At 64.8% G+C, this 12511-nt stretch carries 10 protein-coding genes; 8 read left to right on the top strand and 2 right to left on the bottom strand.

Translation table 11 applies throughout. The annotated features are described in order from the left end of the window. From CC207_RS27970 to CC207_RS22690, 6 genes are all read left to right on the top strand, one after another. Positions 1-751, top strand: a 751-nt coding sequence (locus CC207_RS27970; protein ID WP_256582264.1) for an ABC transporter ATP-binding protein, incomplete at its 5' end; no start/stop codon positions are given. Next, complete coding sequence (locus tag CC207_RS22710) at positions 748-1692, top strand: ABC transporter permease (RefSeq protein ID WP_088852797.1); 945 nt, start codon at positions 748-750, stop codon at positions 1690-1692. The genes CC207_RS27970 and CC207_RS22710, both read left to right, overlap by 4 nt. After that, entirely contained in the window at positions 1692-2627 is a 936-nt protein-coding gene (locus CC207_RS22705) for an iron chelate uptake ABC transporter family permease subunit (protein WP_088852849.1), read from the top strand. The genes CC207_RS22710 and CC207_RS22705 overlap by 1 nt, the downstream gene beginning before the upstream one ends. Continuing rightward, the gene (locus tag CC207_RS22700) at positions 2624-3406 is read left to right on the top strand and encodes an ABC transporter ATP-binding protein (RefSeq protein WP_069017576.1); all 783 of its coding nucleotides are present in this window, start codon (positions 2624-2626) and stop codon (positions 3404-3406) included. Before CC207_RS22705 ends, CC207_RS22700 begins: the two co-directional genes overlap by 4 nt. Beyond that, positions 3403-4365: a siderophore ABC transporter substrate-binding protein gene (locus CC207_RS22695; RefSeq protein ID WP_088852796.1), complete on the top strand. Its 963-nt coding sequence runs from the start codon at positions 3403-3405 to the stop codon at positions 4363-4365. The genes CC207_RS22700 and CC207_RS22695 overlap by 4 nt, the downstream gene beginning before the upstream one ends. A 318-nt stretch (positions 4366-4683) precedes the next feature. Continuing rightward, positions 4684-6921, top strand: a complete 2238-nt coding sequence (locus tag CC207_RS22690) for a TonB-dependent siderophore receptor (protein ID WP_256582261.1) — start codon at positions 4684-4686, stop codon at positions 6919-6921. 80 nt (positions 6922-7001) lie between these two features. On the opposite strand, the gene CC207_RS22685 is transcribed toward CC207_RS22690, so the two are convergent. Beyond that, on the bottom strand, positions 7002-7898 hold the full coding sequence (locus CC207_RS22685) for a LysR substrate-binding domain-containing protein (protein ID WP_062362353.1): 897 nt from the start codon (positions 7896-7898) through the stop codon (positions 7002-7004). A 121-nt stretch (positions 7899-8019) separates the two neighbouring features. On the opposite strand from CC207_RS22685, the gene CC207_RS22680 reads away from it, so the two are divergent. After that, complete coding sequence (locus CC207_RS22680) at positions 8020-9351, top strand: serine hydrolase (protein ID WP_088852795.1); 1332 nt, start codon at positions 8020-8022, stop codon at positions 9349-9351. A 39-nt stretch (positions 9352-9390) separates the two neighbouring features. Here CC207_RS22680 and CC207_RS22675 read toward each other — a convergent pair whose 3' ends face one another. Further along, complete coding sequence (locus CC207_RS22675; RefSeq protein WP_028688857.1) at positions 9391-10998, bottom strand: methyl-accepting chemotaxis protein; 1608 nt, start codon at positions 10996-10998, stop codon at positions 9391-9393. Between the two features lie 290 nt (positions 10999-11288). On the opposite strand from CC207_RS22675, the gene CC207_RS22670 reads away from it, so the two are divergent. Further along, positions 11289-12026: a hypothetical protein gene (locus CC207_RS22670; RefSeq protein ID WP_088852794.1), complete on the top strand. Its 738-nt coding sequence runs from the start codon at positions 11289-11291 to the stop codon at positions 12024-12026. Positions 12027-12511 lie beyond the last annotated feature (485 nt).

Raw genomic sequence — 12511 nt, 5'->3', positions numbered from 1 at the left:
CGGTTTCCGCTACGGCGATGATCAACCCGAAGTGCTGCGCGAGGTCAGCCTGGATATCGCGCCCGGCAGCATGACCGCGCTGGTCGGCGCGTCGGGGTCGGGCAAGACCACCCTGGTACGCCTTATCGCCCGCTTCTTCGATGTCACCCAGGGCCGGGTCAAGGTTGGCGGGGTGGATGTGCGGCAGATGTCCGCCGAGCAACTTGCCGGGCAGATCAGCCAGATCTTCCAGGACGCCTACCTGTTCCAGGGCAGCATCGCCGACAACATCCGCCTCGGCAAACCTGACGCCAGCGAGGCCGAGGTGCTCGAGGCGGCGCGGCTGGCCGGGGTGCAGGAGATCCTCGAACGCCTGCCCGAAGGTTTGCACACGCCGGTGGGCGAGGGCGGTGCACGGCTGTCCGGCGGTGAACGCCAGCGTATCTCGATCGCCCGTGCGTTGATCAAGGACGCGCCGATCCTGCTGATCGACGAGGCCACCGCGGCGCTGGACGCCGAGAACCAGGCGGCCATCGCCGAGGCACTGGCACGGCTGCGCGGCAAGCGCACGCTGATCGTCATTGTCCACCAGCTGTCGACGGTGGCCATGGCCGACCAGATCGTGGTGCTGGACCAAGGGCGCATCCGCGAGCAGGGCGCCCATGCCCAGTTGGCCGCCAAGGGTGGGCTGTACGCGCACTTCCTCGAGCAGCGTCGGGCCGCCAAGGGCTGGCGCATCGGCGAGGCGGCAGGCGATGGAGTGACCGCTTGAGTCGGGTGCTGCTGCCAACGCTGTTGTTGCTGCTGTGTGGCGTTTCACTGATGGTCGGGGCCAGCCAGATGTCCTGGTCGGCCTTGTGGTCGGCCAGTGACGATGCCTGGCTGACCCTCACCGCCAGCCGCCTGCCACGCCTGGCGGCGCTGGTGCTGACCGGGGTCGGCCTGTCGATCTGCGGGGTGATCCTGCAGCAGATCGTGCGCAACCGCTTCGTCGAGCCGGCCACCTGCGGCGGACTCGACGCGGCCAAGCTGGGCATCCTGGTGGCCCTGACCGTGCTGCCCGGAGCCGGGGCCAGCGGACGCATGCTGTTCGCCCTGGTGTTCTGCCTGCTGGCAAGCCTGGTGTATGTGGCGATCATCCGCCGCATCCGCTTCACCAACCTGGTGCTGGTGCCGGTGATCGGCCTGATGTACGGCAGCCTGCTCAGCGCTATTGCCGAATTCTACGCCTACCGCCACAACATCCTGCAGAGCATGCAGGGCTGGCTGCTGGGGGACTTCTCGCGGGTGATCGAGGGCAACTACGAGATCATCTACCTGATCCTGCCGATCGTCGTGCTCACCTACCTGTACGCCCAGCGTTTCACCGTGCTCGGCATGGGCGAGGGCATGGCCACCAGCCTCGGGCTCAACTACGCGGCCACCGCCATCCTCGGCCTGGTGCTGGTGGCGGTGACCGTGTCGGCCACGGTGATCACCGTGGGCGCGATCCCCTTCGTCGGCCTGGTGGTGCCGAACCTGGTGGCGCTGCGCTACGGCGAGCACCTCAAGCGCACCCTGCCCATCGTTGCCATGTGCGGCGCGGCGCTGCTGCTGGCCTGCGACATCCTCGGCCGGCTGCTGATCCATCCCTACGAGGTACCCATTGGCCTGACCGCCGGCAGTGTCGGCGGCGTGCTGTTCCTGTTGCTGATCCTGTGGAAGTGCAAATGATGCGCCGCGCCGCCTGGTTGTTGCTGCCGGCCCTGGCGCTGGCGTTCCTGTTGCTGGGTTCGGGCCTGGACTTCAGCTACGTGATCCCCAAGCGCCTGGTGCGCCTGGGCGCGATCGTTGTCGCCGGGGTGTGCATCGCCTTGTCCTCGGTGATCTTCCAGACCCTGGCCGGCAATCGCGTGCTGACCCCGGCGATCATGGGCTACGAAGGCATCTACCTGCTGTTCCAGGCCCTGCTGGTGCTGTGGCTGGGCACCGCCAGCGTGGCGCTGCTGGGCGCCCAGGGCAACGCGCTGCTGTCGATCGCGCTGATGCTCGGCTACTCGTGGCTGCTGCAGCGCTGGCTGCTGCGCGAGGGGCGCGGCGATGTCTACCGCCTGTTGCTGCTGGGCCTGGTGCTGACCATGGTGCTGGGCACCTTCACCCAGTTCATCCAGCTCAAGACCAGCCCGGGGGAGTTCTCCATCCTGCAGAGCCTGGGCTACACCAGCTTCAACCGCGCCCAGCCGACCCAGGTGCTGTACTCGGGCTTGCTGGTGGCGGCGGTGGCGCTGCTGATGGCGCGCGGCACGCGGGTCCTCGACGTGCTGGCGCTGGGGCGCGACCAGGCCATCGCCCTGGGCCTGGACCATGGCCGCTGCCTGCGCCTGCAGATGGCGCTGATCGCCGTGCTGGTGGCGGTGTCCACCAGCCTGGTGGGGCCGACCGCGTTCATGGGTGTGTTCGTCGCCAACATCGCCTACGCCCTGGCGCGCAGCGCCCGGCACCAGGTCACCCTGCCACTGGCCTGCGCCGTGGCCATCGGCATGTTCCTGCTCGCCCAGCTGCTGGTCGAGCACTTGTTCAACTACCGGACCAGCGTGAGCATCCTCGTCAACCTGGTGTGCGGCGCGTACTTCCTCGCGTTGATGGTCCGAACCCGAGGCACCCCATGATCACCCTCGAACACCTGCATAAGGCCTACGGCGAGAAGACCGTGCTCGATGACGTGAGCCTGGCGTTTCCCGCCGGCCAGGTCACTTCGCTGATCGGCCCCAACGGCGCCGGCAAGAGCACGCTGCTGATGTGCATCGCCCGGCTGTTGCCGGCCAATCGCGGGCGGATCCTGCTCGACGGCCAGGACATCGACCGCATAGCCATCGCCGACTACGCCCGCCGCGTGGCCACCCTGCGCCAGGTGCTGGACTTCAACCTGCGCCTGACCGTCGAGGAACTGGTCGCCTTCGGCCGCTTCCCCTACAGCCGTGGCCTGCTGACGGCCGACGACCAGCAGGTGATCGACGAGTCGCTGGATTTCCTGGGGCTGCAGCCTCTGCGCGGGGCTTACCTCGACGAACTCAGCGGCGGCCAGCGGCAAATGGCCTTCCTGGCCATGACCATCGCCCAGCGCACCGAGCTGCTGCTGCTCGACGAGCCGCTGAACAACCTCGACATGAAGCACGCGGTGCAGATCATGCAGGCGATCCGCAGGCTCAGCGACGAGCAGGGGCGCACGGTGATCCTGGTGGTGCACGACATCAACTTCGCCGCCAACTACTCCGACCACATCGTCGCCATGAAGGGCGGCGCCGTGCACAGCCACGGGCCGGTCGCCGAGGTGGTCACCCAGGCCAACCTGCGCGCGCTGTTCGGCCTGGCCTTCGAGATCCTGCCCAGCGCGCACGGTTTCGTCTGCAACTACTTCAACCCATCACTATCGAGAGAGCTGGTATGAACGGAATCTGCAAGATACTGCTGGCCGCCGCCGTGGCGGCCACGCTGCCGGGCTGCGACCAGGCCCCGCCGGCCCAGGCGCGCGCTGCCAGCGCCGACTACGCCCCGGTGAAGGTCGAGCACGCCCTGGGCACCACGGTGGTCGAACACCAGCCGCAGCGCGTGGTGGCCTTCGACATGAGCGAGCTGGACACCCTCGATCAGCTCGGCGCGCCGGTGATCGGCATCGCCAAGGACTATGTGGCGGGCTTCCTGGCCAAGTACCGCGACGACCCCAAGGTGGCCGATGTCGGCACCACCATCCAGCCCAACCTCGAGCGCCTGCATGCACTCAAGCCCGACCTGATCCTGATCTCGCCGCTGCAGGCGCAGAGCTACCAGGAACTGAGCCAGATCGCGCCGACGGTGCACTACGACATCGACATGGACAACCGCCAGGGCAACGTCATCGACACCGCCAAGCAGCACCTGCTGACCGTCGGACGGATCCTCGGCAAGGAAGACCGGGCCCGGGAAACCGCCGCGCGCATCGACGCCAAGGTGGCCCAGGTGCGCCAGGTGACCGACGGGCGCCCGGAGAAGGCGCTGGTGGTGCTGCACAACAACGGCGCGTTCACCGCCTATGGCGTGCGCTCGCGCTACGGCTTCATCTTCGACACCCTCGGGGTCAAGCCGGCCAGTGACGACATGCAGGCAGGCCTGCACGGGCAGCCGATTTCCAACGAGTTCATTCACCAGGCCGACCCTGACATCCTCTACGTGATCGACCGCACCGCAGTGATGGAGCGCCGGGCCGCGCTGGACCGCGAGACCTTGGACAACCCGCTGCTGCGCCAGACCAAGGCGTGGAAGAACGGCCATGTGGTGTTCGTCGATCCACAGACCTGGTACCTGTGCACCGCCAGCGTGACCTGCCTGGAGCGGGTGGCGGACGAGGTGGTGAAGGGGTATCAGGGCTAATCCTGCATTCAGGTCATACGTAATTCCTGTGGGAGCGGCCTTGCGTCGCGAAAGGGGCGCGCAGCGGCCCCAGATTCCGAAACACCATCAAAATTGCTGGGGCTGCTGCGCAGCCCTTTCGCGACGCAAGGCCGCTCCCACAGAGACAGCAGTTCCCTGCAAGACAGCGAAGCCCCAAAGGGCTGGCCGATCTCCTACACGAAATGGGTTGCTCAGCCGATAGTGGCCAAATGACTGTAATTTCTGTTGAGGGATTCGCCGACTCGTACGGAATGACTAATGAGAAACATTACCATTTCGTCCCGAAAGGAATCCCTCATGCTTCCACTGCAACATCCCCAGGCCCCGAACCTGCCCCGCAGGGCCTTGTTCATGGCCGTACTGCTGGGCATGGCCGCCATCGCCGGCAACGCCTTCGCGCAACCGCCACGTTCCACCACCTCGGCGCAGCAACAGACCCCCGATGTGAAGGAGGAGGGCCTGACCCTGCCGGAAACGTTGGTACAGGACACCCGTGATTCGCTGGGCGCCCCACCACCGGAATATGCCGGTGGCCAGGTCGGTTCGGGCAGCCGGCTCGGGCTGATGGGCAACAAGGACTTCAGCGAAACGCCGTTCAACGCCATCAGCTACACCAAGGAATACATCGAGAACCGCCAGGCCCAGGACATCGGCTCGGTGATCGGCGCCACCGATCCGTCGGTGTACGTGCCGAGCAAGCGCGGCATCTTCGAGACCTTCTTCATCCGAGGCCTCTACAGCACCGGCAACGACATCACCTTCAACGGCCTGCCGAGCATGGCGCCGAACATGCGCGGCTCCACCGAGCTCGCCGAGCGCATCGAAGTGCTCAAGGGCCCGTCGGCGCTGCTCAACGGCATGCCGCCTGACGGCAGCGTCGGCGGCAGCATCAACATCGTGCCCAAGCGTGCCGGCGACGAGCCCCTGGCCCGGCTGACCGCCTCGTACGAGTCCGATGGCCTGGCCGGCATGCATGCCGATATCGGCCGCCGCTTCGGCGACCAGAAGCAGTTCGGCGTGCGCTTCAACGGCGTCTACCGCGACGGCGACACCCCCGTGGACGACCAGCAGCACCGCATGCAGCTGTCGTCGCTGGCCCTGGACTGGCGCGGCGAGCGGGCGAGGGCGTCGCTGGACTACTACCACCAGCGCGAGCGCATGGACGGGGTCAACTATTTTGGCATCTCCTCAATCAGCCCCGGGGTGACCCACCTGCCCAAGGCCAAGAAGGGCGATCATTCGCTGGCCCCGGAGTGGGGCTATACCGTCAACGACACCGACACCGTGGTGCTGCGCGGTGAGTACGACCTCAACGATTCGCTCACCGCATTCGCCGGCTGGGGCCACAGGGAAGGCGGCTACAACGCGCTGATGACCAGCGGCATGCTGCTCAATGATGCCGGCGACATCTCCGCCACGCCGATCCGCTCGGCCCGCGATGGCGAGCAGAAATCCGGCGAAGTCGGCCTGCGCGGGCGTTTCGCCACCGGGCCCGTGGATCACGCCTGGTCGCTGGCGGCCACCCGCTACGACTCCGAGAACAGCTTCAAGGACAAGCGCCTGTCGTCGACCATCCGCACCAACTACTACAACCTGGACTACGGCCCGCGCCCGGAGATCGGCGAGTACGGCAACGTCACCTCGCGCATGCGTGCCCGGCTGAGCAGCGAAGCCTTGCTCGACACCCTGTCGTTCCTCGATGACAAGGTGCAGTGGACCGTCGGTGCACGCCACCAGAACGTGCGCGCGTCGAACTACAACGGCAACCACCAGCGCACCTCCAAGCCCTACGATGAAAGCCGGGTATCGCCGGCCACGGCCCTGCTGGTCAAGGTCACCGACGAGCTGTCGTTGTACGGCAACTACATCGAAGGCCTGAGCCAGGGCGGTATCGCGCCGGACAACGCGCGAAACGCGGGTGCGATCATGGCGCCGTACCAGACCAAGCAGTACGAACTGGGCGCCAAGCTCGACCTGGGCACCTTCGCGCACACGGTCAGTGTCTATCAGGTGAAGAAACCAAGCGCCTATACCGACCCGGTCACGCAGGTCTACGGCGTGTACGGCGAGCAGCGCAACCGTGGCCTGGAATGGTCGTTCTTCGGCGAGCTCGAGCCGGGGCTGCGCCTGCTGGGCGGAGCGTCCTACACCAAGGCCGAGCTGACGAAATCGATACGCAAGGAGAACGAAGGCAACCAGGCCACGGGCGTGCCCAAGGTGCTGGCCAAGCTCGGCGTCGAGTACGACCTGCGTGAGCTTCCGGGCTTGACCCTGATCGGCAACGCCAACTATGCCGGCCGGCGCTACGCCACCGATGCCAACAACCTGTCGCTGCCGTCCTACACGATCTTCGACCTGGGCGCCCGCTACAGCCTGACGATCTCGGACAAGCCGGTGACCTTCCGCGCCACCGTGCAGAACGTGGCCAACAAGGCCTACTGGATCGGTTCGTGGAATGGCGGCGATGGCAGTGGCCTGTCCGGTGGGCTGGGCACGCCGCGGTCGGTGTTGTTCTCTACCTCGGTGGACTTCTAGCCAGACCAGCGCTGGCTGCGTGGGAGGGATGGTGCACCAATACGACTTGCCCCCTGATCACCGGCCAGCCGGTGCCAGATTCACACCGCGTCCGGATATGCCTCACGCAGGCTGTCACCCAACCAACCCATGAACCACAACGCATCGGCACTCGGCGGCTGCGCTGGCGTCAGCAACTGGTAGCTTTCCAGCGCCACGGCTTGTTCCACGCAGCGCACCAGGCTGCCTTCGCGCAGCTCACGCCCCACCAGTACCTCGGTGGCCAGGGCAACGCCGTGACCGCGTTGGGCCAGGTTCAGCACGATATCGTTGCTGATATGCGAAGTGTCGGCCTTGACCCGCACCCTCAGGCCATTGGCGGCGAACCAGCTGTTCCACCAGGTGCCGTCATCGACATGGATCAGCCTGCATCCGGGCAAGTCCGCAGCGCTTAGCCTCGCAGGCAACTGCGCGAGGTAGCTCGGCGCGCAGACGGCGAACACCTTCGGGCGGATCAACACCTCGCGTACCCCGCTCAGCTCACCCGGCAGACCGAAGGCGATGCCCAGGTCCGCCTGGCGCGCATCCACGCTGGTAAAGGTGGCATTAGGCTCGATGGCGATCCTCAGGTCCGGGCGCAGGCTGCGCAGGGCGTCGATGCGCGGTGTCAGCCAGCGCGAGGCGAACGCCGGCACGCAGAGGATCCGTAGCCAGCGCTCGTCTCCCCGTTGTGCCAGGCGCGCACCGGCATCAGCGAGGATCTGCAGTGCTTCGGCTGCGGCCTTGTAGTAATGGGCGCCGGGCAGGGTGAGGCTCACGCCGCGGGGGGAGCGCTCAAGCAGGCGCACGCCCAGCCAGGCCTCGAGGTTCTTTACATGCCGACCGATCGCCGGCTGGGTCACGTGCAACGCCTGGGAGGCGGCGACATAGCTACCCAGGCGGGCGGCGGCCTCGAAAGCACGCACGGCGTTGAGCGGGGGCAGGCGGTCTTCGGCCATGGACACGCTCCTGGCTGTTAGTTTTTTTAATAGTGAAGGCAAATTTATTGTGCTTTTCCCGCCCGTTCAAGTTGCCGACACTCGGGGCAGCGTATTTCCGCGCTTTACGAGGAGCCCTCCGATGCGGCCAACAACAATAAAGAAGTCGTTCAACGGTCTTTCCATCCTGGCCCTGGCGCTCGCCGCCCTGGCGGGTGTGGCGCAGGCGGCCGACAACAAGGGGGCCTGCGGCGTGCCAGGGCTTGAACCCTGTCCGCAGCCGTTCGACAAGGTGCTGCCGGCTGCCAGGGATATGCTCACCTGGGACCAGGCCACCCGGGTCGTGGGCTTTCGCAACACTTACCGCCTCTACGGTGGCGATGTCTTCGCCCCGAACGGCGCCACGCCATTTCCCTTGCCGCAGGCCAGCCACGCGCTGACCGACGTGCAGTATCAGTTGGGCGGCAAGACGCACAACCTGGCGCAGTACCTGGCCAACCAGAGCGTGACCGGCCTGCTGGTGCTCAAGGACGGCAAGATCGCCTACGAATACTACGGCAAGGGCAACACGCCACAGACCTTGTGGACGTCCCGCTCGGTGGCCAAGTCGGTGGTCAGCGTGCTGGTCGGCATCGCCGTCAAGGAGGGCAAGATCCAGTCGCTGGATGACAGGATCAGCCGCTATGTCCCGGAGCTGGAAGGTTCCGAATGGCAGGACGTGACCTTGCACCAGCTGTTGCAACACACCTCGGGCGTAATCTGGGACGAGAACTACGCTTCCAAGGATTCGGACTTTTCGCACATGACCCAGTGCGAGGCCACTGCTGATCCCTATCACTGCGTGCTCGAACTGGTGAGGTCGGTCAAGCGCAAGCCCGGGGTCAAGCCGGGTGAGGTCTGGTCGTACAACACCGGTGGCGCCTGGCTGGTCGGTCGGGTGTTGGAGAATGCCACCGGCATGACCATCGCCGAGTATCTGCAAACTCGGGTGTGGAGCCGCTACGGCATGCAACAGGCCGGCGTCTGGCACGCCCTGGTGCCGGGCAAGGTGGACATGGGCGGCCACGGTTTCAATGCCACGCTGCGCGACTGGGGGCGCTTCGGCCAGTTTGTGCAGAGCGGCGGCCAGCTGCCGGATGGCGAAAAGCTGCTCCCGGACGACTGGGTAGCACGTTCGACCCACTGGACCCAAGCCAAGGGATCGGTGACGGCCGCAGCGCCCAACGGCCAGTACGGCTACCAGTGGTGGTACAACGCCCCGGCCCCGGACAGCGATGCCGAGCCCAAGCGCACCGCCAACAGCGACAAGACCTTTTGGGCGCTGGGCATCTTCGGCCAGAGCATCGCCATCAACCCGGCGGAGCACCTGGTGGTGGTGCAGTGGTCGACCTGGAAGAACGCCGAGAGCCCCGGCTCGCTGTATGACGAGCAGGCGGTGTTCGTCAACGCAGTGGCCAAGGCGCTGAGCCAGTAGCACCGGGCGAGGGCAGGGCGCCGGCAAGCGCCTGCCCAGTCACACGCGAAACCGCGACACGCTCGCCTGCATGCCCTGGGCGATTTCGCCCAGGCGCTGCGCCGCCGACGCCAGCTGCCGCGTGGTGTCGGTGCTGTCCCTGGACATGCGGGCGATCAGCTCGACCTGTTGCGCGACATCCTGGCTGGCCCGGGTCTGCTCACCGATGGTCTGCGAGATTTCTTCGACCACCGACGCGGCGCGGCGGGCGCCTTCACGAATCTGCTGGATCGACGCCCCGGCCTGGGTGGCCAGCTCCACGCCGGCGCGGACCCGGGTGACGCCAGTCTGCATGCTGTCGACGGCGTTGCCCGTGCTTTGTCGGATGCGTTCGATCATGCCGGTGATCTCTCGGGTCGACTGCGCCGTGCGCCCGGCCAAGCCGCGTACTTCGTCGGCGACCACGGCAAAGCCGCGCCCGGCCTCGCCGGCACGGGCGGCTTCGATGGCCGCGTTCAAAGCCAGCAGGTTGGTCTGCTCGGCGATGGTGTTGATCACCTGGATGATCGAGTGGATTTCTTCCGAGCTTTGCCCCAGCACGGTGATGGTTTCAGAGGAGCGGTTGACCGCTTCGTCGATCCCCTGCATGCCGCCGACCACGTTGAGGATGACCTCGCCGCCGTCGCTGGCCAGGCGCTCGGACTGCCCGGAGATAGCCTGCGCATCGCGGGCGTGGTCGGCGATCCGCGCCAGGTTGGCGATCATCTGCTCGGTGGCCGAGGCCATGCTCACGGCGCTGTCGGACTGCTGGCTGGTGCGTTGTACGAGGCTGCTGGAAGCCTGGCCCAGTTCATCGGCCACTTCACGCAGCAGCAAGTTCTCTTCATGGATGGCCTTGATCATGTTGCCCAGGCTGTCGCGCATGTCGGCCAACGAGCGCAGCAGGTGCCCGGTCTCGTCGCGGTCATGGACCTGGATCTGGGTGGTGAGGTCGCCTTGGGCGATGCGTTCGGCCACCGCCATGGTCTGGCTCAAGGGGCGCAGGATCGAGCGCAACAGCAGGAAAGTGCACAGCGCCAGCACCACGGCGGCCAGGACCATCCCGCCGACCAGCACGGCGACGCCCTGGTGCAGAGTGGCGGTGCTCTGCTCGCGGCTCTTGTCGGCGTTGCCGGCGATCAGATCACTGAGGGTGCTGTTGCGCTGCTCCAGCTCCTTGAACGCCGCGACGAAGGCCGGCAATTGTGCCTGGGCCTGCTCGGGTGACTGCAATGCCAGCTGGATGATTGAGGTGGCACTGGCGATATAGTGGTCGAGGAGGGGGCCCAGCTCGCTGATAGCCTGGTGCAGATCGCTATCCAGAGGCAGTTCGAGGTTGCTCTGCACGACACTGCGGAACCATTTGGCGTGCTCGTCGAGGTCGGCCAGCACCTGGTTGGCGGTGTCCGTGTCGCCCGGCTTGACCAGCAGGGCGGCCAGCACGTCGGCGCGCAGCGCGTCGTGCATCATGTCGCCTTCCATGTGATTGCGTAGGGCGGCCATGCTGGCCTCGCTGCGCTTGAGTGCCTGGTTCTGGTCATGCTCGGCGAGCAGGCCGCTACCGCCGAGCAACAGCGCGGCGAGGATGCTGACCAGACCGAACCCGATGGTTTTCTGGCGAATGTCCATTTTCGAACAGGCTCCGTGGGGTAGGTCAGGTGAGCATAGATGGTTGGAGGTATTTCGGCGGCCGGAACAGGTCTGTGGAGGCGGGTAGGCAGTAGGCTCATGTCATGGTTTCAGAATCTCCTGGACTTATGCATATAACTCAACTAAATGAATATTTAGTTGAGTTATATTTTATAGTTATCAAAAGGCTGGGCAGGGCGCAGGGCGAGTTGCAGGAATCTATCAAGCGTGTGAAGTTCTCGCCCAACTCACTTAGCCTGGCAAAAACATCAAAGGAATGAGACACCTCCATGCATCGATTCACCGTGTTACCGCTGTTGCTTGCCCCAATGATCGCCTGGGGCGACTGCACGCAGCACCTGCAAACCTGGGCCCAGGACCTGCATCCGACCTTGGAGCTCGCCAGCGAATTTGCGGTCTGCAAGGTCAATCCGGCAGACGCCAGTCAGGTGCTGGCAGCCTTGCCGTTGATGGTGAATGTCGATGAACACGGGCAAGGCGATTACGGCCTGGATGTGCTGGTGGCCGATGCCGCCAGCGGCAAGGTCATAGCCCACAGCTACCAGGAGGCTGCGATCGTCTCCGACGCGGTGCAGTTTTCAGGCCTGATGCTGGACACGGCGCGTTATCAGGTTGCGCCTGGGCTGCGGGCATTTGGCGTGCGCATCAGTTATACAGGCTCGTCACGGGTCAATCCGTTCGGCAGCGAAACCCTGAGTCTCTTTGTGAACGACGGTTCGCAGTTGCGTCAGATCATGGAGCAGTTGGTTGTAAGCAAGAGCAATGGCGAATGGGACGGTGTCTGCGCTGGTGAATTCGACGAGACAAAGCGGACACTGGCGATTAGCAAACCTGGCAAGGATGGTTTCAGCAGGTTGCGGGTTACCGAGATCTCGACCGGAAGTCAGAGCGTTGTTAAAGGTGATGATGACTGTGAGGAAATCGAGCGCAGTTCAACGACGAAGACGTTCAACCTGGAGTATCACGGCGGTCGGTATGGGGTGCCGAAGGAATTGACGTTCCAGTGAGCTGGATTGGAGGACCGGGCTTTGATGGAGGCTGAAATCTGGCCTCCCTCTGGGCATGACGCTCAATACGAATCTACGCATAATGTATATTATGTTAAAGACAGGACGCTTCAGGAGTGTTGCATTCTCATGCAGCTCTCGCCTGCATTACATCCCCTTTTTGCACTCGAGGCCTCTAGGTCGGGCTTCCGGTGTCTGCCGTGGTGCACCAATCGCGTTTTGAGTGGAAAGTCGCCCCCTGGCGGCCTCAAGCTCTTGTATTCCGGGCGCTTCGGCACACCCAATGCCCTGAGCTGGCCTGATCGTTCAATGAAATGAGTGGAAAAAATTTTTGGCCATTAAAGCCTAAAATACTGATTTGACTAGCTTTTTCATGAATCGCTCCACATGGAATAGTGAATCGCCCCTGGTTTCGTAGACACCTCCAAGCCTCATAATGAGGCCCAAATAGGAGGTGCCATGAGTCGTCAGCGTTACCCCGAAGA

Origin of the sequence: Pseudomonas sp. DrBHI1, from assembly GCF_002205115.1 — a bacterium.
Taxonomy (GTDB): Bacteria; Pseudomonadota; Gammaproteobacteria; order Pseudomonadales; family Pseudomonadaceae; genus Aquipseudomonas; species Aquipseudomonas mosselii.
The sequence above is the reverse complement of the archived record's forward strand: the minus strand, read 5'-3'. Positions and strand labels throughout refer to the sequence as shown.

What these genes read in the sequence shown, in the direction of transcription:
- CC207_RS22690 (WP_256582261.1), top strand. Translation starts at nt 4,684, where the DNA reads ATGCTTCCACTGCAACATCCCCAGGCCCCGAACCTGCCCCGCAGGGCC.
- CC207_RS22675 (WP_028688857.1), bottom strand. Translation starts at nt 10,998, where the DNA reads ATGGACATTCGCCAGAAAACCATCGGGTTCGGTCTGGTCAGCATCCTC.
- CC207_RS22680 (WP_088852795.1), top strand. Translation starts at nt 8,020, where the DNA reads ATGCGGCCAACAACAATAAAGAAGTCGTTCAACGGTCTTTCCATCCTG.
- CC207_RS22695 (WP_088852796.1), top strand. Translation starts at nt 3,403, where the DNA reads ATGAACGGAATCTGCAAGATACTGCTGGCCGCCGCCGTGGCGGCCACG.
- CC207_RS22700 (WP_069017576.1), top strand. Translation starts at nt 2,624, where the DNA reads ATGATCACCCTCGAACACCTGCATAAGGCCTACGGCGAGAAGACCGTG.
- CC207_RS22685 (WP_062362353.1), bottom strand. Translation starts at nt 7,898, where the DNA reads ATGGCCGAAGACCGCCTGCCCCCGCTCAACGCCGTGCGTGCTTTCGAG.
- CC207_RS22705 (WP_088852849.1), top strand. Translation starts at nt 1,692, where the DNA reads ATGCGCCGCGCCGCCTGGTTGTTGCTGCCGGCCCTGGCGCTGGCGTTC.
- CC207_RS22670 (WP_088852794.1), top strand. Translation starts at nt 11,289, where the DNA reads ATGCATCGATTCACCGTGTTACCGCTGTTGCTTGCCCCAATGATCGCC.